The organism is Faecalicatena orotica, assembly GCF_003149245.1.
GTDB lineage: Bacteria > Bacillota > Clostridia > Lachnospirales > Lachnospiraceae > Faecalicatena_A > Faecalicatena_A orotica.
The window spans coordinates 146,097-170,707 of record NZ_QGDL01000009.1 but is presented as its reverse complement, the minus strand read 5'-3'; the positions used below and the strand labels follow the sequence as shown (position 1 = coordinate 170,707).

Sequence of the window (24,611 nt, the reverse complement as noted above, 5' to 3'; positions counted from 1 at the left end):
TTGTGTCCCCATCCGAAACTTCATACCAATTATGCCCTTTCTTTTTTAAACAGTTTTATCAAAAAGCTGTTCTTCCCCTCTTTGTACTGATATGTTATCTCTCCGCCCAGTTTTTCTACGATTTTCCGGGCTATGGCGAGACCGAGGCCGGTACCTCCTTTTGAGGATCTTGCCTGGTCACCCCGTACGAATGGGTCGAACATGATTGTGTGGATTTCTTGTGCAATGGCTTCCCCATCATCCTGAATCTGGATTTCTACTGTTTCATTGTTTTCTTTTACTGATACCCATGCACCCTGTCCGGTCTGGTTGTATTTTATGATGTTGCCGAGCAGATTTTCTATAACCCTTTTCGTTTCTTTCTGATCAATGCCGGCCCAGATCGGGGTTTCTGGGATTTCTATGTGCATTTCGATTCCTTTTGCTTCGAGGTCCTCGTAATATCCGGCGCATATGGTACGCAGCAACTCGCAGATATCTGTCTTTTTTATTTCAAATTCGTACTCGGGATTGTCCAGTTTCAACATTAGGAACATTTCATTTACAAGTTCGTCGACCCTGACTGCCTTTTTATCGATGGTCTGGTAGTATCCTCTCAAGTCTTCTTCCCTGATTAGTCCCTCCTCGAGCACATTTGCATAGCTTTTAATGGTTGAGACAGGGGTCTTGATGTCGTGGGAAAGTTCCAGCAGCATCCGGTTCTTTCTTTCTTCCAGTACGCGTTTCTCTCTTTTTTCATTCTCCAGCCGTTCGGTCATGATGTTGAAGCTGTCGCGGATTTCCTCGAATTCCTTCTGCGCCCGGAAATCCAGACGTACCTGATCGACACCGTGGTTGATGACCTGTTCCATCCCAACCGTGATCTCGCTGAGTGGTTTTTTTATTTTTCGGGACAGATAGCGGCTCATCAGGTAACAATTTCCAAAGAAAAACAATGTAAACACGACGAAAAATACAGCTACGATCCTTTGCCCTGCACCGCTGCCTGCTGCATTATAGTTATATGACAGGCTCAATATATTTCTTTCTGCTTTTACGAAATAGTAATACTTCTCCCCGTCCAGTTTTATGGTATTGATAAACCCGCGGTACCGGGCGGCCGGTGTATCCGTGTCTACCATGTTGTCTGTGACCAGGTATTCATAAATCTCATCCTGAGTATAAGACTGCGGCTTATCCTGCTTCTGCCCGTACACCTCCAGTATATGATAGTCTTCATCCAGCTTTTCGATCCACATACCGTTTCGTTCCAAAGAGCCTAAGTCTTTCACCTGCCCATTCTCATCTATCATGTCATAAGGCGCAAGCGACTCAATAGTCCCGCCGCCGAGGGACAGCAGAACTCCGAACAGGCACACATACAGCCCTGCCACCAGCAGGACGGCAAATGAAATATAACTCGTTACCAGCTGTCTGAAGACACTTCCCTGTTTCTTCCTCTGCTTCATTTTGTTTCCCTTTCTATCTTATATCCAAGCCCCTTCACCGTTTTAATCAGTGTTTCCTGTCCCGACGGCTGGTCAAGTTTACTCCTCAGATTGCTGATATGTACCATGACCGTGTTGTCATCACCAGCATAATCTTCCTCCCACACCTGTTCGAAGATCTGCTGTCTTGTAAAAATCCTTCCGGGATTACTAAGAAAGAGCCTGAGTATTTTAAATTCCGTGGATGTCAGCTCCAGCGCCTTCCCGTCAAGCGTCACAACACCTTCCCCGGCATTCAGAACTACCCCCTTCGCCTGAAGAATATCCGGCTTCTTTGCCGTATCTTCATGGTAATCATAATTCCGCCTAAGCTGCGCCTTTATCCTTGCCACCACTTCCAGTGGATTATAAGGTTTCGTCACATAATCATCGGCCCCCAGCTCCAGCCCAAGTATTTTGTCATAGTCCTCGCTCTTCGCAGTCAGCATAATCGCAGGGATTTTGCTCGTTTCCCTGATTTTCCGCAGCACTGAAAAACCATCAAGCCCGGGCATCATGATATCCAGAAGCGCCAGATGGATTCCCCCTGTGCGGAAAATCTCCATCGCCTCGATTCCGTCCTTCGCCTTTCTGATCCGGATATTCTCCCTGCCCAGATACAGCTCCAGTACATCTAAAAGCTCAATCTCATCATCTGCTGCCAAAATCGTGTATTCCATTGCATCCTCCCCCGGACCATATCCGCCCTCTCCTCTTATTTTACTGCACTGACGGCCTCATCCAGCATCTCGTCCAGACTCTTGGAAAAATCCATCGTTTCCTTCCAGTCCGGGGAGAGCTGATCGAGAATCAGACACTTTGCCATCCCGATCCGGTAATACTTTCCGCGTCCGTCCTCATATTTATCCAGTGTTTCCAGATACCGCTCCTTGTATGTCTGGCCGCCTTTGTCACTGCCTTTTTCTGCCTTCAAAACAATTCCTTCTACATAATACGCAGTCCCTTCGGTCAATTCACAGCGCCGCTCGGCATCAGCCGCTTCCTGCGTCATCTTTTCCCTGCGTCCGTCTTCAAGCTTCCTATATTCTAATACAGCATTCCTGACTTCGTCAATCTTTCCTTTTTCCATTGCACTTCCGGTCACAATCTTCTTAAGAAGCCTCATCTCCTGTTCAAGCTCTTTTTTCACATCCTTTTTCTGGTCCACTTCCTTTTTAAAGAAATCCTCCTCCGTTTCTCCTGCCTGACCGGAAGCCGTCTCCATATCCTCCGTGAAATCCTCGGGCGTCATTCGTTCCCCCATTATCTGGTGGCTGCTAAGCTGCCATGCATGAAACGCCTCATGCCAGATCGTGGCAGTCTGTTCTTCTTCCCCGTATCCGCTGCCCGAAGCCATCCCTTCCACACCGCCTGCAAGAGACAGCAGGCTTTCAAACCGCTTCATCGTCGGGATGATGACTTCAAAATGGTCCCCCACCGGATAGGCGGTCCCGGCAAATGTCTCCAGAACCGGCTCTCTTTTTTCGATTTCCCCATTGTAGAATACATAGTCATGTTTTCCATCATACATCGCAACCGGATAATCTTCCAGTTTAAAATCCTGAAATCCAATCTCATCCACAACCGGCTGCAGACTCGCAGCTTCTTCATATATTTTCTTATCCTCGCTGGCAATTCCTGTGTTTCCCGTCAGAATCCAGCCTGCAAGAAGCGCCGCCCCTGACAGTACCGCCGCCCCCTTACACAGGAGCTGTTTTCCTGACAGCACAGTTTTTGTTTTCTTCATCCCTACGCCTCCTTCCTGCGGAGCACAAATAAGAGCAGGCCGCACACATACAGTACAAGAAGTCCCCCCAGTATACTGTGTATCTGAACCGTTTTCCCTGACAGCAGGTTCGCTGCCTGCGATTCTGCCGCATACAGGTCAGGTACAATAAATAAGATAGCCCTGACAAGCTGTCTGGACACCCCTGACACAATCCCGGATACCGTCTCCAGAATCGGGTGCATCGTCCCTGCCAGCATAAACGCCGCGCAGAGCACCCCCGCCGCCATCGAGGGGAGCACCAGGCTGACCGCACTGGTAAACAGGCTGACTGCCGCCGTACTCACCGAAAAAATAAGAAATGCCGGAACTCCTTTTGCCAAGACGCCAGTCTCCCCTCTCACTGCCGCAAATATCATCACGCCCGCATACAGGATAAACAGTGCACCGACTGAACTGACGATATTCGCCAGTGCCAGCTGTCCGTGGTACTTCCACTGGCTGACGCCGCGGATCCAGACAAGGTGGCTCGTTTTCCGCTCATATTCATTGGGAATCGTCCGCAGGCTGAGCGCAATCGCAATTCCGCCGCCGAGCACGGAAATGACATTCATAACAAGCGGCATGACCATCTGAAACTCCGTCACCGATACCCCGTTTATTGACAGCGTGGCCGCGCCGCTCATGCACATCATGACGATCAATATTCCAATCATAATCACAACATAGATATCCTTTCTCCTGATCCGTTCCCGCAAAGCATTTTTCATAATTCCCATCTCTACATTCCTCCGATTTTCTCTACAAAAATTTCTTCCAGACTTCTGTTTTCTTTCCCTTTTTCCCACTCATAGAGCAGGTTTCCTTTTTTAATAATAATCCCCCTGTCGCAGACCCGCTCGATATCACCGAGGATATGGGAATTGATGATAATCGTCTTGCCGTCCTCCTTAAGGCTCCTGATCGTCTGCATCATTTCCACGCGTCCCAGAGCATCCAGCCCTGCCGACGGTTCATCCAGAATCAGAAGTTTTGGGTCCCCGAGCAAAGCCTGCGCCAGCGCCAGACGCTGCAGCATTCCTTTGGAATAATTCTTAACCTTCGTCCTGCTGTCCTCCAGTCCTGCCCGATCAAGCAGTGCCGGAATCTGCTCTTTCAGTTCTTTCTTCGGAATATTCTGGAGGCTCCCGTAGAATTCCAACACCTCCCTGCCATTCAGAAACGGATGGAAGTATGGTGTTTCCGGGGAATACCCGATTCTGATATTCTCCTGCTTTTCTACGTCTCCCCCGTCTTTGGGAATCAGTCCCAGAATCATTTTAATCGTTGTCGTCTTCCCTGCCCCGTTGCTTCCCAGCAGGGCAAACGCCTCACCTTCCTGCACTGCAAAACTTAAGCCATTCACAACACATTGCTTCTGGTATATTTTTTTCAGATTTCTGCATGATAACATGTTCATAAACATTCTCTCCTTCTCTTAAGATGCTTTTATTGTAGTTCATTTACTTTAAGTGAAAATAAATCCAACCTAAAGATCACCTTAAGATACTGTTTTTCCCGGCATATTTCTTCACGCCCGCGCAATATACTGTAAAAACACCATCGAAAGAGGCCGCCATGCAGACCATATCCACAAACATATGCCAGCGCACCATGTATTCACGAGGCATCCCCGTCTTCCAATACAAAATCAGCTATCCCTGTTTCCACACCACATATAATATCGCCGCAGCGAGGAAAATCAATCAGTACTATTCTCAGTATGCACGTAAAACAGAGGAGTACTGCCGCACAATCCTGTTTCCACAGGCCGCGGATAATGCAAAATATATCCCTGATAACCAGCCGCCTTTTAACAGTTACCAGTTCCTGTCCGAGTACCAGACCACCTGTAACCGGGACTGCATCGTCAGCCTGTACACCGACAGGTACGAGTATCTGGGCGGCGCACACGGCTCCACAACGCGCCTGTCCGATACATGGAACTTTAAGACCTGTACCAGACTTACACTGGAACAGTTTTTTCCCTCCGATCCTTCTTTTACCCAAGCAATTTTTCAGGAGATCGAATCCCAGATATCCGGACGCCAAAAAGAGACCCCGTCCTCTTATTTCGACGATTACGCGGTCCTGCTTCGGAAAAACTTCCATCCGGAAAATTATTATCTGGATGACAATGGGATTGTTATCTATTACCAGCAGTATGATATTGCCCCCTATTCCACTGGAATACCAACGTTTTCCATCCCCTTTCAGGAAAACTTTCCCACTTGTGCATAGAACATACGTTCTGATATAATCAGTTTAAAGCCCAAAAACGGTAAAAGGGAGGTGCAACGCCATGCAGCCAGTCATCTATCACGTCGATGTAAACAATGCCTATCTTTCCTGGGAGGCCGCCTACCGCATCCACCATCTGGGTGGTACGCTGGACCTGCGCACGATTCCCTCTGCCATTTCCGGAGATGCGGCCGCAAGGCACGGCATCATCCTTGCGAAAAGCATCCCGGCCAAACAATACGGCATCCGCACGGGAGAGACTATTCTGGAGGCCCGGCAGAAATATCCCGCCCTTTACATGGCGCCGCCCAATTACGGGCTGTATCAGAAATGCTCCGACGCCTTTATGAAAATTTTGAAGGAATACACACCCACTGTGGAACAGTACAGCATCGATGAGGCGTTTATGGACATGACGGAAACGGTCAGTCTCTTCGGCACTCCGCTTGATACGGCACTGCATATCCAGTCCCGCATCAGAAATGAACTCGGCTTCACGGTCAATATCGGGATTTCCTGTAATAAGCTGCTCGCAAAGATGGCCAGTGAAATGCAGAAGCCCGACAGGGTGCACACACTCTTTCCCGAAGAAATCCCAGATAAAATGTGGCCCCTGCCTGTGTCAGACCTCTTTTTTGCAGGAAGGGCAACCACCGCAAAGCTGTTTCGTCTCGGAATCCATACGATCGGCGAGCTTGCACAAAGTGACCCTGATCTTCTCTCCCTCCACTTAAAAAAGCACGGGAAGACCATCTGGGCCTTTGCCAACGGCCTCGACAGCTCCCCCGTGGAGCCTGCGCCGCCACCCCAGAAAGGATACGGCAATTCCACAACGATCGCTTTCGATGTAGAGGATGCCAATACAGCCCGCCTCGTGCTCCTCGGTCTGGCCGAAACAGTCGGGACGAGACTGCGGGAGGATGGCATGCAGGCCGAATTAATGTCGGTCGGTATCAAGAGTTACGACTTAAGCTATGCCAGCCATCAGATGATTCTGAAGAGTCCGACGAATATTACGACCGAACTCTACCGCTGCGCCTGCCGGCTCTTTGACCAGCTCTGGGATCAAAAAACACCGATCCGGCATCTCGGAATCCATACCGGCCGGCTTCATGAAGGGGGCACGCTCAGGCAGATGAGTCTGTTTGATACGACAGATTATGCGAAACTAGAACAATTAGACAGGACGATAGATTCTATCCGGAAAAGATACGGGATTGATTCCGTCAGGCGGGCCGCGTTTCTCGATGTGCCCCTCGATCATATGGAAGGAGGAGTCTCCCGCGAAAAACGAAGCGTGGACTACTCCCGCCTGTTGATCGAGTAGATTACGCCGGATACAGATAAAAAGACAGATCAGATAAGGAGGTGTATCATCATGGGTATGGGCATTGGCATCAACGTCCATTCACCGGATGCAGGTAAAATCAAGGGACATCAGGAGCCCGTCGCGTGCGGGGTCTGGTATACAAGCACAGGGACGGCCATTCCTAAGATGATAAAATTTCAGGATGCGGATGGTCACATCCGCACCCTGTCAAACCTGCATGTCCGTACTTTTGAAAAAAAGAATTACTGCGGCATCCCTACTCTGGAATACGAATGCGATGCCGTAGTAAACTCCCGCAAATATATCTTTCATTTACTATATTATGTAGAGCACCAGAAATGGACCGTACTCTGGAAATCACAGAGTTTCTTTAACGGCTAATCCTGATTCTGCCGGTAAACCCGTGCGAACTCCCTCACATGTGCCTCGAGTACGTTCAGTGCCTCCTCTTCCTTTTCAGGTTCCTGATCATACTTGTTCAGCAGGAAGAAAATCGGTGCATAAAAATGAAGTGCCATTACCTCCGGGGAACTGCTCCTGAATATCCCCTGCCGGCACATTTCTTCGAACAGAGCTGCCTGGTATGTGATGCCTGCCTCCATGAAAATCTGCCTGTATACCTCATAGATTTCTCTGTCCCGGTACTGTTCGATCGTCAGCATCCTGCGGAAACGGGCGGCAAACTCATCCTTCAGGTAAAACAGGAAAATCTTCTTACTCAGGTCAAGCAGGTCCCCGAGCGTCAGCGCTCCGTATAAGGCAGCCGCAGACTCCATCCCGGCCTCATCCGGCAGACCATACCCCAGTGACATCTGCTCCATGCGGGTGGACATCTCCTGTACGATCGTGTCAAAGATTTCCTTCTTGCTTTTAAAATGTTTATAAAGCGAACTGTCCTTAATCCCAACCGCATCCGCAATATTTTTCACACTGGTCCCCTGATACCCGTTCTCCGCAAACAGGGTCAGTGCCTTTTCTATAATCAGTTCCTTTGTCGTCATATGTAATCCTCTCTGTTACGCATCCCTCTCTGATTCGGATACCAGCGCCCTTACCGCCTTTTCCTGCCCGAACAACACGCATCCCCCACTGTGTTCCCCTGTCAGGAATTCTCCATCCCGCAGCTTCACGAACAGCCGGGACTTCAATGCCTCACGCAGTCTGGTTTCTTTCAGACTGGTATCGGAAAACGGTGAGAACGGGCAGGGCTCCGCACCTCCATTTGCATTGATATGGAAAAATCCCCTTCCTGCTGCCAGACATCCGCCGGATGCCTTCTCATCCCCTGGGAACGAAATATAAAGCATCGCCTGTTTTTTCTCCCGCAGCTTCCTGAGCCTTTGTTCCATTCTGGCACGGTCTTCTTCATCCGGCGCAAGCCCCTGTGTCATTGGATCCGCCGGCACATACTCCACATAAACCACCGCCTTACATCCAGCCCCTGCCAGCCGGCATGTAAATTCATCCGAAGTCACTTCGTCCAGATTTTCCTTCGTCACCGTAATCGAGGTTCCGAACAGAATCCCCTTTTCCCTCATGCATTCCATCGTCCCCATTAATGTATGGTATACCCCTGCCCCTCTTCTGTCATCCGTCCTCTGCTGATTCCCTTCCATGCTGAAAACCGGAATCAGGTTCCTATGATCTGAAAAAAGCTTTACATAATCCTGATCCATAAGCGTCCCGTTCGTAAATACAGGAAACAGTATCCGCTTGTGCCGGGCCGCCGTCTCAATCACATCCCGCCTGACAAGGGGTTCACCGCCCGCGAGCAGTATGAATCCGATTCCAAGTTCCTCCGCCTGCGAAAAAATATCTCCCCACTGCTCTTTGTCAAGCTGTCCGTTCCGTTCAAACTCCCCGCATGACTCATTCGCCCTTGCATAGCATCCTTTACAGTGCAGGTTGCACTGGCTGGTAATACTCGCAATCAAAAAGGGCGGAATATGTTCTCCCCGCGCCTCCGCTTCCCTGCGCAGTTCTCTGGCCTCCTTCGCTGCTTTCGAATACTGTATCATAAATGCACTTTCCCCTGGATTACTCAAAGAGGCCTTCAGAATCCCTTTTATAATACGGTCCGTACCCCTGCTTAAATACTCTTCTAATTGAAATGACTGCATATCCGCCTTCTTTCCGTGATATTCGATGGCCATACATCTTATTCACTGTCTCTACCAAATAGTATCAGGCTAGTAACCACTAGCTTATATACACAGTATAGCTAGTGATTACTAGCCTGTCAAGAAAGAAATCTATTAAAAACCTTTATAAATCGCAGATACCGTCCGTGTTCTCCTTGACATTTTAAACTGTTACTGCTATTATTACAGTATAAACTGTAATAATTAAAGTTGCAGTAAAAACATTTTCCTGCAGGTATCCAGTAAGCCTGATCACAGGCATACATTACAGAAAGTGAGGGGACACCATGAACAGTGAATTTATCGTAGCCGTACATGCTATGGTTTTTCTCCACCATAAAACCGGGACCATCTCCAGTGAAGTACTCGCACAGAATATCTGTACAAACCCGGTGCGGGTACGGCGTGTTATGGCGAAGTTGAAAAAGGCCGGACTGGCAGAGACACACGAGGGCCGGGCAAACGGAGGCTACGCTTATTACAAATCCAAAACAGTGACTCTGGGCGATATCAGCAGGGCTCTGGACGTGCAGTTTGCAGACTCATCGTGGCACAGCGGGGACAGGGACAACGAATGTATGATCGCGTCAGGAATGTCAGACTATATGGACTCTTTATACAGTAAGTTAAATGAGATGTGCAGCGGCTATCTGAATACAATCACAATTGCTGATGTAGAGGAATATCTGAAAAATAAAAAAGAAGGCAGGTTATAACCTCAATTGTTTATTTTTAACTCAAATAAAAGTATCACGAGCCGCATATAAAGGCGGAAGTACATCTTCTGTCCGCCCAGTCTCTTCTATGTTGTGCCGGATCCAATGTTCGGCTGTTTTTTTCGAATATACCCAGGGTATGACAAACCAATTTAGCAGCCAGCCAAACACAGGTATCTTACTGCCTATCTCTGTTTCTGCATAAAATGAAATACCGTCTTCTGTGGATGAGTAGGTATGTGTAATTCGACCCACTGTCATTCCGAACTGTTTAATTAGGAAAGTAAATTCCCGCCCGTCAAGCCGGGTAGTGAGCATTGTATGATGAACTTTATCATGAAAATCATTAAACTGTTCTTGAATCATGCTTTTCGCGCCGGGGAAAAATCCATGATTAGGTTCACCATTGGGGCCGGAAGTCAGCGGGATTACCTTAATGTGGTCACGATGATGCCAAAGGTGGTAAAAAGTAATTTCCGGCCCGCTAAAGTCAATGCCGTTCCATGTTGTTGTTCTGCCGAGATTTTCAAACCACCAGCGCATCATTTCAGGGGTAACTCCCCTGATATTATCATGCTCAATCTGAACAAGCAGAACCCCGTTCCATGCACGGGAAACGTTCACCCATTTCGCGGAAGTAACAGGCTTAAACTTAACATTCCCCGCCCGTTTAAGAGCTGCACGCGCAAGAAGCCTTTGTTTACGCAATCTCAATTTATTATTATCATTGCCTTTCATATAAATCTCCTCCAATTTTTTTATGATACTATTGTATCATATAATATTTTTGTGATACAATAGTATCATAACATATAAGACAGTGGGTGATATTTTGTATCATATCAAAGATGATAAAAGAGTAGAGAAATCCTCTGAATTGCTTTATCAGGGCCTCTTACGGTGTCTGAACCAAAAAGATTTTGCAGATATTACTGTTTCCGATATATCAAAAGCCTCCACAGTGGGACGTGCAACTTTCTATCGTAATTTTGATAGTATTGCAGATATTTTATCTTGGAAATGCAACCAGCAGGTTTCCGAAATGTTACATGGATATATTGAACAGCACATTCATTCTGATAGAAAACTAGACTTTCTGCTGCATGTCTTCAGATATTGGACAATCCATCTTGAGGTCCTTGAATGTTTATTACGAATTAACAGAATTGATATTATTTATAAGAGCTTTATGGATAATTCCCACATCATAATGGATTACCTGAAAGACCAAATAAAACTGCCCGATTTTCATTATGATTATTTCATGTCCACCCGCATAGGGATATTTATTGGAATTATGGATACATGGATGAAAAACGGAAAATCAGAAAGTGCCGAAGAAATAACTGAAATTATTGAAAAACAGTTACTGTTTGCACAAAAAAGTACCCTGATTTTTTAGTGAATCCTAAATGTATGAAAGAAAAATAGATCCTGTGCATACTAAAAACAGTGTGCACAGGATCTGCTCTTTCATCAGTCACGATGGTAAATATCATGCAGCTTTGCATATAACGGGGCCAGTTTTCCATATATGTTCTGAAAAACATCTTGGTATAGTTCATAATAAATCTGGTGCTGGCCCATATCAGGTTCGAATGTATCCTTCAGATGCACCATCGCCTCCTGTGCCTCCTGATAGTTCTGAAATACTCCCAGGCCCACAAAGGCCGCCATTGCGCTCCCGATTCCGGTGGCCTCATGGGTAACCGTTCTCTTTACGGGTATCCCGAACATATCCGCCGTAATCTGGCATATCTCATCGCTCTGCGAGCCGCCCCCGGCAAGCCGGATCTCCTCGAATGCATGGCCGGAGCGCTTTTCTAAAAGCTTCATTCCTTCGATAAGTGCAAAGTTGATTCCCTCGATAATCGCCCGGTAAATATGGATTCTGGTATGCTGGTCCGAAAATCCGATGATCGCCCCTCTCGCCGATGGCATCGTAACATTCGGGGTAAAATACGGCTGGAACAAAAGCCCGTCGCAGCCTGCCGGAATCTCTTTTAAGCGCTTATTCAGCAGTTCCTCGGCCGATGTCCCCTGCAGCTTTGCCTGCTCCACCTCTTTTTCCGCAAACTCCTTTTTAAACCATGATATCAGCCAGTACCCTCTGAAAATCTCGATCTCCGGGTTGAAAAATCCCGGTATAACGGATGGGTATGGCGGGATAAACCGCTCCGGCTCCAGATACCGCTCTATATTAAATGTAATCGTGGCGGTCGTTCCGAATCCGATTGCCGCCTTCTCCTTCGACGTACAGCCCAGCCCCAGAATCTCACACGCTTTATCGGCACCTGAGGCAAGGACTGGAAGGCCCTCTTTTAACCCGGTATCCTCTGCCGCCTGTCTGGTAATCTTCCCCAGAAGCTCACCGGATTCCTTCACCTCACAGAGTTTATCCGGCTCCACATCAAACACCGACCGGGTCAGGGCGCCTTTGTTCTGCCACCCCCGGCTCTGGCAGTCGATCGGCAGCCTTCCGACCAGGCTGGCCGCCGCATCCGCCATATTCCCTGTCAGCTTGAACGTCAGAAATCCGCTTAACAGCAGATATTTATAGGTTCTCTTCCAGATATCAGGCTCTTTCTGCATAATCCAGTTGCAGTGCGCCTTCTGGAACTGCATTTTCGCAGTCTCTTCCATTCCGACTGCCTTCAGCATCATACGCGTTACTTGGGAAAACTTCGGGGCCCCGTCTGCTTTCCGTTTGTCCAGCCAGATAATTGCGGGACGTAATGGAATTCCGTTCTCATCCACGCAGATGACCGTATCCCTGATCGTCGTGACGGAGACAGCCTCGATCCTGTCCCACAGCCCGTCTTCAGCCGACGACTTTAACTCCTGGGCCGCCTCACAGATATTCCTGTAGTAAAACAAGGCATCCTGCTCTGCCTGGTCCGCATCTTTTGAGAAATACGGCGGATCATGCTTTTTCTGTCCTTTTCCCAGTATGTCTCCCCGGTTATTGATTAATAAGGCACGGGAGCTTTGTGTCCCCACATCAAATGTCAGGACAATCCTTTCTTCGACCTCTTTCATGGCAATTCCTCACTGAATGTCCTCTCTCAAAAACCGTTTTTCCTCTTCCTTCAGGTCCAGTCCCAGCGTACCGCCCGGATTCATGTTATATCCCGGGTCAAAATAATTTTTCAGGGCACGGATCATGCCGTATTCCGTTCTGCCGATCTGCCCCTCCAGCCACGGTGCGAACATTTTGCCGATGCCGTGGTGATGGCTCAGCGCCGCCCCGGACTTCTGGATTGCATCCAGAATGGTGCTGTGGTATTTCCTGAATTCCTCCGCATCATCCATCCTTGTGATAAAAATGAAGTACAGGTTTGCACCCTGCGGATAGCAGTGTGACATATGCGTCGTGACAATCGTATTCGGCAGTGCATGGCAGACCTTACGCACCTCCTCGTGTACCTTGCCCATGTTGGACCAGTTCACGGAACACTCAAGAGTATCAGTCATGATTCCAAAGTCCAGAAGGGTATCTCTCAGATACGGGTCTGTGAAACGCCCTTTCTCCCAGCTCTTTGTCACAAATGAGGTCAGGCTCATGCCTCCGTATTCTTTGGCAATCCTGCGGATATTGCGGGCCACATTTTCAGAAAACCCTTTTTCCCCGTCCGTGAAACCAAGGAACAGGCATCTCTCCATATCCCGGTATCCTCTTGCATCCAGAAGCTTCCAAAGCGGAGTTTCATCCACATTATAAAGACGCAGCATCAGGTCCGTTTCCTCCGGGTCAGACAGGCGGAATACGGAAGAAAATCCCGCTTCACACTGCATCATCTCACGTGCCGCCTCCTGCGCGGTCTTCCAGTCTTTAAAAATATAGGAAAACCTCTGCCTGTTCTGCGGCATATAGCGGAATACTTTTAGTGTCACCTCTGTAAGTACACCAAAGGTTCCCTCACTTCCCATCATAATCTGGTTCAGATTCGGGCCGGTCGCCTCCCTCGGGTAATGGCTGGTCTGGATATTTCCAATCGGTGTGGCATACTTCTGTGACATAACAATATCTGTAATACAGCCATAATAGGTACTATTCTGTCCGGCTCCCCTCGTTACGACCCAGCCTCCCACACTGCTATATTCAAAGGACTGCGGGAAATGGCCACAGGTGTAGGCCCTTTTTGCCCCCATAAGCTGCGGTGCATGATTCAGGGCACGCTCCAGTTTTGGTCCCGACATGCCACTCTGTACAGTAATCGTCTGGTCGGTTTCATTAAAAGAAACGATCTTATTATACCGTTTCCTCATATCCAGGGAAATCCCGCCCTTTACCGGTTCCACACCGCGCGTCACACTGCTTCCCCCGCCGTATACATAAAGAGGGATGCCGTGTTTTGTACTGTACGCCACGATTTCTTCGATCTGTTTCGTCGTTCCCGGATATACAACCACATCCGGCAGATTCTCGATGATCCGCTGGCGGAGTCTGGCCGCATCATACCCCGTCTTGCCGTAAGCAACAGCGAGTCTCGGATAATCCTCTGTCGTAACAAACTCATCCCCGACAATCTTTTTCAATGCCTCAATATGCTCCGGGGCAAGATTGCACGGTGCATCCAGCTTCACCGGGTCCATCCCGATATCGCCGTCATAGGACCTGAAATCCTCGTCTGTCATATTGAATTTTTCCTTCATCATCTTATATAAGGATTCCTTCGGGTATTTCACATACTCCGGATCCCCCCAGCGGAAAATAGACCGGTAGCTATCTTTCGGTGCAGGTGTTTTCACCCATTTCGGTTCAAAATCTTTATACGGTTTATTGCTCATAATTCATCTTCTCCCTTCTGACATCCATCTGCTGTACTTCTATGAAACACTTTCTGCGTTCTCATACCCTTTTAATATATCACTTGTTACAATCACATCCACGCCCAGTCCGAGGACATTTTCGATGACAGGCTCCCCTGTTCCACATATCCTGTCAACCGTCACCTGATTGATCTGGTTCATCACGTCAAATATCCGTTCCTTTGGTATCTCCGCAGACACCCTCACCGGAATCACCGGAACCCCGGCAAATATGGTGCGGACCGTGGAACAGATCGTCCGCATGGGATGGGTCATTTCCTCCACCGCAAATGCTTCCCCCCGTTTACACTGGTTCCCGCTGACTTCCCACACACCATCCTTCTTTTCCACTTTCAGGCTGCACCCGTTGGGGCAGACAATACAAGTCATCTCTTTCAAATGTCTCCCTCCTTTCGGATCGCAATCTCAATCCGGCTGTCTTTCTCAATTTTAAATGTGCTTAAGTCCAGTTCTAGCCGTTCCATTTCCGGCGGTTTTAAGTTCCTGTACTTTTTATGGAAGATCTCCTTCCCGTTCAGCAGAAATACAAGCGTTCCCGCGCTTAGTACTTCCCTGCTGCGGAAATAGAACACCACCTGTTTCAGTTCATCCGACAGTGTCAGCTTCTGCGGGACAAGGTACTGTAAGGATGTATCCGGCTTTAATTCTACGGAAACTGCCCTGCTGTTTTTTCCCTGCTTTGTAACCGTATCTGCCCCCCGCCGTGTGAATTCTGCTGCCGCTGCGCCTGCCAGTTCCCCGCTTTCGGATACATAATCCACCAGGTCATTCACATGCAGTGCATTCCCGCACGAAAAAACTCCTTCCGTCTCTGTCATAAATCGATTGTCGCAGACAGGTCCCTTCGTTCTGGCGTCCAGCCGTACACCCAGCTTTTCCGCCATTTCATTTTCCGGTATAAGCCCCACCGAGAGAATTAATGAGTCGCATGCGACCCTTTTTTTCGTGGCCTCCACAGGCTTCATGTTTGAATCCACTTCCGCCACTTCCACGGCGGTAAGTCTCTGTTCCCCAAAGACCCTCGTTACTGTGTGTGACAAATGAAGAGGAATCCCATAATCGTCCAGACACTGTACAATATTCCTTGTCAGGCCGGAAGGCGTCGGCTTTACCTCATAGACCCCCAATACCTCTGCGCCCTCCAGCGTCAGCCTTCTCGCCATGATCAGGCCGATGTCCCCGCTTCCGAGAATCACACACTTACCTGCTGGCATCTTCCCCTGCAGGTTCACAAAATGCTGTGCCGTCCCGGCAGTCATGATTCCGGCCGGTCTGGTTCCGTGGATCTGGACCTGTTTTGCCGTCCGCTCTCTGCACCCGGTGGCGAGCACGAGTGCCTTCGCGCAATATTCCTGAACGCCGCGGCGGTTCACGGCTTTCAGCACAAAACCGCCGTCTGTACGCTTCATTTCCGTAACAAAAGTCAGCAGGCTATGATCGATTTCCCGCTCCCTGAACTCCTTGATAAACCGCTCTACATATTCCGGCCCCGAGAGCTTTTCACCGAAACGTATCAGCCCGAACCCGTCATGGATACACTGCTTGAGAATCCCTCCGAGTCTGGCCTCACGCTCGATCAGGAAAACCGATGCTCCTTTCTTGTCCGCAGACACTGCCGCTGCAAGACCTGCCGGCCCCCCGCCTATTACAATGACATCATATGTTTTCACGATACCGCCTCCCCTTTTCCGGGCTTTGTCTCACGAAGCAGAATTTCCGACCCGGCCCCGGCCTTTCGCACCTTTTCCTCCGGAATCTGCTCATATTCACTGATAATCTTCGTTACGAGAGGCATACAGAAACCACCCTGGCATCTTCCCATCCCGGGGCGCACCCTTTTCTTGATCCCGTCTATCGTCGGCACAGGAATCGGGGACTTCAGCGCATCCAGTATCTCTCCCTTGCTGATTTCCTCACAGCGGCACACAATCTCCCCGTAATTGGGGTTTTCCTGTATGAGCCGGTTCCGTTCTTCATCGGAAAGCCGGTTCAATACCGGTGCTGCCTTCCTGACCGGCTGGAAATCCCGGTTTCTCTCCACTTTTCTGCTCTTTGAAAGTTCTTTGACCACCATCTTCTCAATATCGAGGGCAACCGCCGGTGCCGTGGTAAGTCCCGGCGACTGGATTCCCGCACAGTGGATTAAGTTCTTTGTCCTCCTGCCCTTTTCAATCACAAAGTCCTCTTCAAAGGTAGCTGGCCTGACACCTGTAAAATATGTAATGATATCTCTTTTGCTCAGTGCCCCGGCCGTCAGCTTCTGCTTCTCAAAAACGGCATCAATACTGCCCTGCTCTGTGGCAAAGTTTTCTTTCTCATACGTTTCCACCGCATTCGGACCGACAAGCAGATTATCGTGGACCGTATGCAGGATGCCTCCGCCTTTTGTATGCTTCGTATTTTGATTCAGTGTCTTGATCGATGCAATCCCCTTTACAAGACTGCCCGACTTTTTATCCAGAATAGAATTCGTACCTTTTCTCGGATGTATCGAATAAAAGCGGTCTCCCGCCATCTTTGCCACATCCTCCGCGAACACTCCGGCCGCATTGATCACGATCTTCGGATAGACCGTCCCCCGGTTCGTCGTCACGGAACGGATCTTTGCGTTCTTCACTTCCATGCCAAGCACCGCCGTATTCAACGATACTTTTGCTCCATTCTCCACCGCATTTTCCCCATAAGCAATTGTCAGTCCGTAAGGACATACACAGCCCGCAGACGGGTTGAATATGGCAAACTGAAACTCTGGGTTCAGGTTCGGCTCCCTCCTAAACAGTTCATCCCGTTTCAGAATCCGCGTATCCTTCACCTTGCAGATATGCCTGCGCTGCCAGACGTAAGCCCATATGAGGGGATACATCCATTTTCCGGTAAATCCCACATACTGCCCACACCGGTCAAAGGGAACACTCAGCTCCTTACAGACCCTGCCGAACATCCGGTTGCCTTTCAGCACATAATGCTGCTTTAAGCTGCCCCGGTTCAGGTCGACTCCCGGATGCACTTCCCCGTCATTGCGGCCTGACGCCTGCACTGCAAGATCTGCCTCCTTATCCACGAGCAGGATATCCAGCTTCCATTTGGAAAGTTCTCTCGCAATGCTCGCTCCCGAGATCCCGCCTCCAATGATCAGGACATCCGGCTTCTTCTTATCAAGAGAATCATCCTTTACGTCCGGTATCCGCATCTCTGGTATCGTCACCCCATCCAGTCTGATATCATTCACAACATGCATACCCGGCTTCTTATTCACACACATGCTGCATGCCGCAACAATCTTATCCCAGCTGTCCAGATGCCCTGACACAATAATGCAGCGGTTCTCTATCCGGACCGAAACACTCTCTCCAAAATGCTTATGAAGCTTCTTTTGAAGCACATTTACATTCATGGAATCCCTTCTTTCTTCTAAAAGACATAATGATTCTATTTTTCCAACATTCAAACCATATGCATATTATACGATAAGTTATCAGACATTTCCACTCATAATTGGAAATTAGTGTACGATCTTCATATTTCTGAATGATTGAATGGGGGGACGCCTGCTGAAAATCAGGCGGAAAGGCCCCTGCAAGCTGTGTGGTCTGTTCGCATGCTTTTCATTTACGAAGAACCACTAATGCCAAAAACGGCCCTCCGCAGGGCACCGACCACATTTGCCGCCCAATCTTGATGATTGGACGGCGCAGGTGGTCTGAAAATCTGTTTTGGAAAACAGATTTTCTCCCTTTGGAGGGCCGTTTTTGACATAAGTGGTTCTAACGTGCATTCTATGCATTTGAACAGGCCACACAGCTTGCAGGGGCCTTTCCGCCTGACTTTCAGCAGGCTTCGTTCATCCACCGGGACGTGAAGATCGTCCGGGGTGGGAATTTCTGACCATAAGATTGTATTTCATAGGCTGGGTTTTTAACCCGGCCTATTTGTGGAACATGGACCAGTATCCTTGTATGAAGATGAAGAGTACGATTACTGGCAGTACGTAGGAGACGTATATTCTTGCCCACTGGGGGAATTTGAGGCCTTCTCCGGTGTTGGCTTCTTTTTGGAAGTTTTTCCATCCCCATCCGATTTTGCTTGTGCAGAAGAGGAGGTAGATCAGGCTTCCGATTGGGAGGAGGTTGTTGCTTACGAAGAAGTCTTCCAGGTCCAGGATGTTTTTGCCCTCTCCCAGTGGTGAGAATCCGCTCCATATGTTGAATCCTAAGATGCATGGAAGTGATAGGATGATGATTGCAGCCAGATTGATAAGTACTGCTTTCTTACGGCTGCATCCGGTCAGGTCCATAGCAAAGGATATAATATTTTCAAATACGGCAATGATCGTGGATGCCGCCGCGAAGAACATACACAGGAAAAACAGGGTTCCCCAGATTCTGCCACCGCTCATGGAGTTGAAAATATTCGGCAGTGTAATGAAGATCAGACTCGGTCCGCTGTCGGGATTGACTCCGAATGCAAAGCAGGCCGGGAAAATGATCATTCCTGCCACGAGTGCCACGCATGTATCTAACACAGTAACACAGACCGCCTCTCCAGTCAGTGTGCGTTTCTTGTCAATGTAGCTCCCGAAAATAGCAATTGCGCCGATTCCCAGACTCAATGTAAAGAAGGCCTGTCCCATCGCTGCAAACACAACATTCATGATACCGGCATCTTTTACCTTGGAAAAATCAGGGTAAAGATAGAATCGAAGGCCTTCAGAAGCCCCTGTCAGCGTCGCGGAGCGGACTGCGAGTATTACCATAAGTACAAGCAGGATCAGCATCATTACTTTTGTAATCTTCTCAACACCCTTCTGGAGTCCTATGCTGCAGATTGCGAAGCAAAGCGCAACAACAATTACCATGCAGACCGTCATAAGCACCGGCTGTGCGGTAAGTGAACCAAACTCCCCTGCGATCTCATCTGCATTCAGGCCTTCAAACCTGCCGCCCGCCATCTTTACAAAGTATAACAGCATCCAGCCCCCAATGGTCGTATAGAACATCATCAGGAGATAATTTCCTGCCATCGCACCATATTTATACCAGTGCCACTTTGTCCCCGCAGGCTCCAGCCTGTCAAATGACAGAGCCGCACTCACCTGACTCGCCCTGCCTACAGAGAACTCCATAATCATAATTGGAAGCCCGAGTATTGCAAGGAAGAACAGGTAAATCAGCACAAAAGCCGCGCCCCCGTATACCCCTGTGATATAAGGGAACCGCCATACATTTCCAAGTCCGATGGCACATCCTGCCGAAATCAGGATGAACCCCAGTCTGGAACCAAATTTTTCTCTCTTCATATCTCTTTAGACCCTCTCTTTTATCATTTAAAAAATCCGACCAATTATCATGCACAAATTCAGTCAACAAGATTTATCTTAAGGCATTGCCATTTCCCTGTCAAGCAATTCCGGTGGCTTCTGTTCTCCCTACAGCTAAAGGCCCCGGGCAAGATGCCCGGGGCCTGATCATATCCTTATGTATAAACCGTTTCGCTTTCCTTAGTTTGCCTCCAGCGAACGCTTCTTTGTAATTGTGACCTTTTCGTCGTAGCACGTGAAGATCTCATCCACCTTCTCTTTTTTCACCTTCGGGGTCACAAGACTTACCACAGGCACAATAACCAGTCCGGCTATCATGGCGATCGCTCCCGCGTTGATCGGTGAAGCAATGTATCCGATAAACATATTTGAAACAGTGATTCCCACTCCTGCGATAAAACTTGCCCATACAGCGGCGCGTGTCACACCTTTCCAGTACAGTCCGTAGAGGAATGGAGCCAGAAATGCCCCGGCCAGCGCCCCCCATGAGATCCCCATGAGCTGTGCGATAAAGGTCGGCGGATTCAGCGCAATCACAACAGAAATTACGATGAAAAATACAATCAGCAGCTGCATGGTAATGACCTGTTTCTTCTCACTCATATTCTTCATCACATTATCCTTCAGCAGGTCCAGAGTCATTGTAGAGCTGGACGTCAGAACAAGTGAAGACAGTGTGGACATAGATGCCGATAAAACAAGTACGACTACGATGCCGATTAAGATGTCCGGCAGGCTCGAAAGCATAAACGGAATAATACTGTCATAGATTACCGAGCCTGTTGTCTGGTCATAGATGGCCGGGTCATCGAAGAGTCTTCCGAAACCGCCGAGGAAATAAGAACCTCCTGCAACTACGACTGCAAACAAAGTGGAAATGACTGTCCCTGTGTTGATCGCCTTCTCATCCTTAATTGCATAAAACTTATTGATCATCTGCGGCAGCCCCCACGTTCCCAGAGAGGTCAGGATTACAACCCCCAAAAGGTTCAGCGGGTCAGGGCCGAAGAAGGAAGTAAAAGCTCCCGGCTGTCCGGAAGTCACTGCCACATCACTCGGTATCTGCGCCATTGTCTGGATTGCCTGAAGGAATCCCCCTTTTCCGCTCAGTACCGCACCGATAACTACAACAATTCCTACCAGCATGATGATTCCCTGAATGAAATCGTTGATAGCCGTTGCCATGTAACCGCCAAGTATAACATAGACCGCCGTAAATAGCGCCATAACAACTACACAGGCTGTGTATGGAATATGGAACGCCATCCCGAACAGTCTGGATAATCCGTTGTATACAGAAGCCGTGTAAGGAATCAGGAAAATAAATACAATCACAGAAGCCGTGATTTTCAATGCCTTGCAGTCATAGCGTTCCCCGAAAAAATCCGGCATCGTCTTCGAACGCAGGTGCTGGGTCATAACCTTTGTCCTCCGTCCCAGCACTACCCATGCCAGAAGGCTTCCGATCACCGCGTTTCCAATGCCGATCCATGTGGATGCAATTCCGTATTTCCATCCGAACTGCCCGGCGTACCCTACAAATACAACCGCTGAAAAATAAGAGGTTCCATATGCGAATGCCGTCAGCCACGGTCCGACAGAACGCCCGCCCAGCACAAAACCATCTACACTTCTCGTGTGTCTTCTTGCATAGAAGCCCACACCTACCATTACAGCAAAAAATACAATCAGTAAAATTAACTTAACGCCCATCTCTCTTCCTCATCTCTCATATGCTTTCCTTTTTATGATGCCTCTGCTCTCGCTAATTTGCTTTAAAGCGTTACGCTTTAAAGTATTAAAGCACTATTGGTATAGTAACACGGGACATATCCCCGTGTCAATCGAAAAATGGTGCGAATGCAAAATTATTACTGCCTATCGTTACCGTTCTCTCTCCGGGTACATACAGACATGCAAAATCCCCTGTAATATGAATCTGTCTCTTCATATTACAGGGGATTCCTGATAATAAATCATTATTTCATCTTCTCGACTCTGTCATGAATCGTCTTATTAAAATTCTCAACCTGTCTGCAGTAAGGCTCATTCATGAACTTTGAATTCAGCATAAAGTCCGCTGTCGCCAGATTGTTTGCAATCGGAATGTCATAGACAACTGCGATTCTAAGCAGCGCCTTTACATCCGGGTCGTGGGGCTGTGCTTCCAGCGGGTCCCACAGAAAAATCATGAAATCGATCTGCCCTTCTACAATCTTTGCACCGATCTGCTGGTCACCGCCAAGAGGTCCGCTGCAGTATCCCCTGACCGGAAGTCCGGTTCTCTCCGCAATCAATTTTGCAGTTGTACCCGTCCCGCATAAAAAGTGCCCTTTTAAAATCTCTTTATTCTTATCACACCAGTCTACCAGCTCTTTTTTCTTGCCATCATGTGCGACCAGCGCGATATGCTTTGCCTTGCCAATTTCCAAAGTTACGTAATTGTCTTCCAGCATATGTACTACCTCCATTATTCTGTCAGCCCTTTTTAATTATACCAGCTGTTCCATAGAATGAAAACGTATGGATGCCAGCAGGCCTATGGCTACTGTTACTATCATACTATAAATGAGAATAATTGGAAAGACCAAATCTATACTAATTACCAGTCCTGCTACTACGGAAATTGCCGCACCGATTCCCAGAATCGTCATCTGGATCAGTGCCCTGACGATCCCCTGCCCCGTCTTTCCGAGGGATTCTCCCAACAGACACTGCGATATTACCATCGTGTACATCCTGTTTGCCTGAAGGACAGCATATGTCAATATTGCAAGTACGATCTGCACAGGGCTGATTTTCCATGCCACACCGAGCGGGATGCAGAAAATACAGCCGTCCACCAGCGCTTTAATATGCTCCATCAGCGTCGCATACCAGAGTTTTTTAACCGGGCTGTCCGGAATCAGGAAGAGATAAGGACTCTTAAGCTCATTCTCCCATTTTCCAACATACCCTGACAGGACCAGCGTCATATAAAGAATGATCCCCATCAGATACATTGCAGGCATGCCTGATTTCATCACACTCGCCCGCATCACTCTGGATAACAGGATTGCGATGGCAAGGCACATCACCGTCATTTTAGAGAAAATGAAATACTTTTCCTTCTTGTACTCCAGTAGCTGCCTGTAAAAAATCGCTTTTGCACCTGTTGCACGGAAAGATTCATTGACCCGGCGGAACTTCTTTTTCTTCTCACCGATACTCATCACCATCTCGCCATTGACCTTGCGTCTTCTCATCTCTGCATAGTCATCTGCAAACTTTGCTGCATCTTCATAATACCCGCCGTCACATTTCATCCTGCAAGCCGCCAGCAGCGCACCCGCTGCCGTTAAAAGGTATAAAACGGTACAGATCACATTCAGTGTATCCGGTCCCAGAAGGATCAGACGGTAGACAGAAATATTCCAGCCGGCCACCGGTATCATCTGAAGCCCCGGCCAGTCAATAAACGCCGATGCACTCTCAACAGACACTCCATATTTCTTAAAATAAAGAACAATAAAAACGGCAACTCCAATCAGAAATACCTTAATGCCTCTGCCGATCCAGATCTTCGCTTTTTCCGGAATCCTGTCATTCGTATACATCAGTATCATAATACTGATTTCAAACATAATTTCCACAACACATTCTACAAGGAAAAACAGAACCATCTTCCACAGTTCCACCCCGAATACAGCCAGTCCCCCGATGAAAAACAGAACACTGACGATTATCGAAACAAGATAATTCATCCATGCACTGTGAAGCAGAATCAGCTTTGGATTTACCGGCGCCGTAAAGACAAAGTGTGCATGTGAAGGTTTGAAAATAACCCCTTTTCTGGAAGCATATGATGCAAAATTAGCAAGGAAGATATAAAGCGTCCAGATTGTTATGATGACAATCAGCCCTTTTACAGAATCAAAATGTATGATATTCACAAGGTTACCCAGCATCACTGCAACAAAAACTGCATACACGAAGCCCCCGATAATCAGAAGTAAAGATACCGGCTTTCTCAGCGCCTTCTTCATATTATTCATAAAGGTCCTCTTCGTTACATATAAAAGCGCTCTCATCTATTCATCACCGCCCGTTTCCCATCCGCCTGTCATCTCAAAGAACAGGTCGTCCAGATCCTTCTCACCTACTTCTGACTTATGATAGGAACCGATAATATGACTCTTCTCCATAACAAACATAACATCCCAGAGCTCCTCCACCATCTCCAGCATATGCGTACTGATCAGCACGGTCACTCCCTGGTTCTTCAGCTCAATGACAACTTCCTTTAGCTCCTTAATCGCTTTTGGATCAAGACCCACCATAGGTTCGTCCAGAAGAATCACTTTCGGCTTAATTGAAAGTGCACAACAGATGCTGACTTTCTGCATCATACCTTTCGACAGCTCATTGCCAAGCTTATCCTGTTTATCATCCAGATCAAAGCGTTTCAGCAGAGCCTCAATCTCCTCATCCGTGACAGTGCTGTCATAGGCTCTGCGCACATACTCAATATGCTCTCTGACAGTCAGTGCCTCGAACATGGACGGAATCTCCGGCACATAGGCAAAGAGCCGCTTCGCATCCAGCTTCTTTGCATCAATCCCCTGAATACCGATTCGCCCCGTGTAGCGCAAAAGCCCCGCTATACTCTTAATAATGGTAGACTTTCCCGCCCCATTAGGCCCTAACAAAACCCCGACCTGACCGTCCGGGATAAAAAAACTGACCCTGTCAACTGCCAGATACTTTCCATATGATTTACTTAACTCCTGTATTTCCAGCATGATTCCCCTCCTGCATATGTA

General features: G+C 48.2%; 23 protein-coding genes. 5 read left to right on the top strand and 18 right to left on the bottom strand.

The features are described 5' to 3' along the window. Nucleotides 1-29: 29 nt before the first annotated feature. From A8806_RS15360 to A8806_RS15340, 5 genes are read right to left on the bottom strand one after another with little or no spacing between them, the layout of a single operon-like run. Nucleotides 30-1,448 carry a HAMP domain-containing sensor histidine kinase gene (locus tag A8806_RS15360; RefSeq protein ID WP_109732085.1) on the bottom strand — a complete coding sequence of 473 codons (1,419 nt, stop codon included), beginning with the start codon at nt 1,446-1,448 and terminating at the stop codon, nt 30-32. Further along, nucleotides 1,445-2,146 (bottom strand): response regulator transcription factor, encoded by a 702-nt coding sequence (locus A8806_RS15355; RefSeq protein ID WP_109732084.1) that lies wholly within the window; start codon nt 2,144-2,146, stop codon nt 1,445-1,447. The genes A8806_RS15360 and A8806_RS15355 overlap by 4 nt, the downstream gene beginning before the upstream one ends. Before the next feature lie 35 nt (nt 2,147-2,181). Next, complete coding sequence (locus tag A8806_RS15350; RefSeq protein ID WP_109732083.1) at nt 2,182-3,213, bottom strand: hypothetical protein; 1,032 nt, start codon at nt 3,211-3,213, stop codon at nt 2,182-2,184. A gap of 2 nt (nt 3,214-3,215) precedes the next feature. Further along, nucleotides 3,216-3,971 carry a hypothetical protein gene (locus A8806_RS15345; RefSeq protein WP_109732082.1) on the bottom strand — a complete coding sequence of 252 codons (756 nt, stop codon included), beginning with the start codon at nt 3,969-3,971 and terminating at the stop codon, nt 3,216-3,218. Between the two features lie 2 nt (nt 3,972-3,973). Next, complete coding sequence (locus tag A8806_RS15340; protein ID WP_181368749.1) at nt 3,974-4,651, bottom strand: ABC transporter ATP-binding protein; 678 nt, start codon at nt 4,649-4,651, stop codon at nt 3,974-3,976. 158 nt (nt 4,652-4,809) lie between these two features. On the opposite strand from A8806_RS15340, the gene A8806_RS15335 reads away from it, so the two are divergent. The 3 genes from A8806_RS15335 (at nt 4,810) to A8806_RS15325 (ending at nt 7,183) form a co-directional block, all read left to right on the top strand. Then, nucleotides 4,810-5,472 (top strand): DUF3298 and DUF4163 domain-containing protein, encoded by a 663-nt coding sequence (locus A8806_RS15335; RefSeq protein WP_109732080.1) that lies wholly within the window; start codon nt 4,810-4,812, stop codon nt 5,470-5,472. A gap of 61 nt (nt 5,473-5,533) precedes the next feature. Continuing rightward, the gene (locus A8806_RS15330) at nt 5,534-6,799 is read left to right on the top strand and encodes a DNA polymerase Y family protein (RefSeq protein ID WP_109732079.1); all 1,266 of its coding nucleotides are present in this window, start codon (nt 5,534-5,536) and stop codon (nt 6,797-6,799) included. Nucleotides 6,800-6,850: 51 nt separating this feature from the next. Beyond that, entirely contained in the window at nt 6,851-7,183 is a 333-nt protein-coding gene (locus A8806_RS15325; protein WP_109732078.1) for a hypothetical protein, read from the top strand. Here A8806_RS15325 and A8806_RS15320 read toward each other — a convergent pair. After that, on the bottom strand, nt 7,180-7,803 hold the full coding sequence (locus tag A8806_RS15320) for a TetR/AcrR family transcriptional regulator (protein WP_109732077.1): 624 nt from the start codon (nt 7,801-7,803) through the stop codon (nt 7,180-7,182). The two genes, A8806_RS15325 and A8806_RS15320, sit on opposite strands and share 4 nt — an antisense overlap. Nucleotides 7,804-7,818: 15 nt before the next feature. Next, nucleotides 7,819-8,922 (bottom strand): radical SAM/SPASM domain-containing protein, encoded by a 1,104-nt coding sequence (locus A8806_RS15315; RefSeq protein ID WP_109732188.1) that lies wholly within the window; start codon nt 8,920-8,922, stop codon nt 7,819-7,821. A gap of 308 nt (nt 8,923-9,230) precedes the next feature. On the opposite strand from A8806_RS15315, the gene A8806_RS15310 reads away from it, so the two are divergent. After that, nucleotides 9,231-9,659, top strand: coding sequence for an RrF2 family transcriptional regulator (locus A8806_RS15310; protein ID WP_109732076.1), 429 nt, complete (start codon nt 9,231-9,233; stop codon nt 9,657-9,659). A 21-nt stretch (nt 9,660-9,680) separates the two neighbouring features. Here A8806_RS15310 and A8806_RS15305 read toward each other — a convergent pair whose 3' ends face one another. Beyond that, nucleotides 9,681-10,397, bottom strand: a complete 717-nt coding sequence (locus A8806_RS15305; protein WP_109732075.1) for a hypothetical protein — start codon at nt 10,395-10,397, stop codon at nt 9,681-9,683. Nucleotides 10,398-10,491: 94 nt separating this feature from the next. On the opposite strand from A8806_RS15305, the gene A8806_RS15300 reads away from it, so the two are divergent. Further along, complete coding sequence (locus A8806_RS15300; RefSeq protein ID WP_181368748.1) at nt 10,492-11,061, top strand: TetR/AcrR family transcriptional regulator; 570 nt, start codon at nt 10,492-10,494, stop codon at nt 11,059-11,061. A gap of 74 nt (nt 11,062-11,135) precedes the next feature. Here the strand turns inward: A8806_RS15300 and A8806_RS15295 are convergent, their stop codons facing one another. From A8806_RS15295 to A8806_RS15250, 10 genes are all read right to left on the bottom strand, one after another. Next, nucleotides 11,136-12,698, bottom strand: coding sequence for an FGGY-family carbohydrate kinase (locus A8806_RS15295; RefSeq protein WP_109732073.1), 1,563 nt, complete (start codon nt 12,696-12,698; stop codon nt 11,136-11,138). Nucleotides 12,699-12,707: 9 nt separating this feature from the next. Then, nucleotides 12,708-14,450: an FAD-binding oxidoreductase gene (locus A8806_RS15290; protein ID WP_109732072.1), complete on the bottom strand. Its 1,743-nt coding sequence runs from the start codon at nt 14,448-14,450 to the stop codon at nt 12,708-12,710. A gap of 39 nt (nt 14,451-14,489) precedes the next feature. Next, nucleotides 14,490-14,861: a DUF1667 domain-containing protein gene (locus A8806_RS15285; protein WP_242996131.1), complete on the bottom strand. Its 372-nt coding sequence runs from the start codon at nt 14,859-14,861 to the stop codon at nt 14,490-14,492. A 5-nt stretch (nt 14,862-14,866) separates the two neighbouring features. After that, entirely contained in the window at nt 14,867-16,162 is a 1,296-nt protein-coding gene (locus tag A8806_RS15280; protein WP_109732070.1) for an NAD(P)/FAD-dependent oxidoreductase, read from the bottom strand. Next, complete coding sequence (locus tag A8806_RS15275; protein ID WP_109732069.1) at nt 16,159-17,886, bottom strand: NAD(P)/FAD-dependent oxidoreductase; 1,728 nt, start codon at nt 17,884-17,886, stop codon at nt 16,159-16,161. The genes A8806_RS15280 and A8806_RS15275 overlap by 4 nt, the downstream gene beginning before the upstream one ends. A 531-nt stretch (nt 17,887-18,417) precedes the next feature. Further along, nucleotides 18,418-19,788 carry a sodium-dependent transporter gene (locus A8806_RS15270; RefSeq protein ID WP_109732068.1) on the bottom strand — a complete coding sequence of 457 codons (1,371 nt, stop codon included), beginning with the start codon at nt 19,786-19,788 and terminating at the stop codon, nt 18,418-18,420. 201 nt (nt 19,789-19,989) lie between these two features. Beyond that, nucleotides 19,990-21,522: a sodium:solute symporter family transporter gene (locus A8806_RS15265; RefSeq protein WP_109732067.1), complete on the bottom strand. Its 1,533-nt coding sequence runs from the start codon at nt 21,520-21,522 to the stop codon at nt 19,990-19,992. 266 nt (nt 21,523-21,788) lie between these two features. Next, entirely contained in the window at nt 21,789-22,265 is a 477-nt protein-coding gene (locus A8806_RS15260; protein WP_109732066.1) for a methylglyoxal synthase, read from the bottom strand. A gap of 36 nt (nt 22,266-22,301) precedes the next feature. Next, nucleotides 22,302-23,879: a putative ABC exporter domain-containing protein gene (locus tag A8806_RS15255; RefSeq protein ID WP_109732065.1), complete on the bottom strand. Its 1,578-nt coding sequence runs from the start codon at nt 23,877-23,879 to the stop codon at nt 22,302-22,304. Continuing rightward, nucleotides 23,880-24,590 carry an ABC transporter ATP-binding protein gene (locus A8806_RS15250; RefSeq protein ID WP_109732064.1) on the bottom strand — a complete coding sequence of 237 codons (711 nt, stop codon included), beginning with the start codon at nt 24,588-24,590 and terminating at the stop codon, nt 23,880-23,882. Nucleotides 24,591-24,611: the final 21 nt, after the last annotated feature.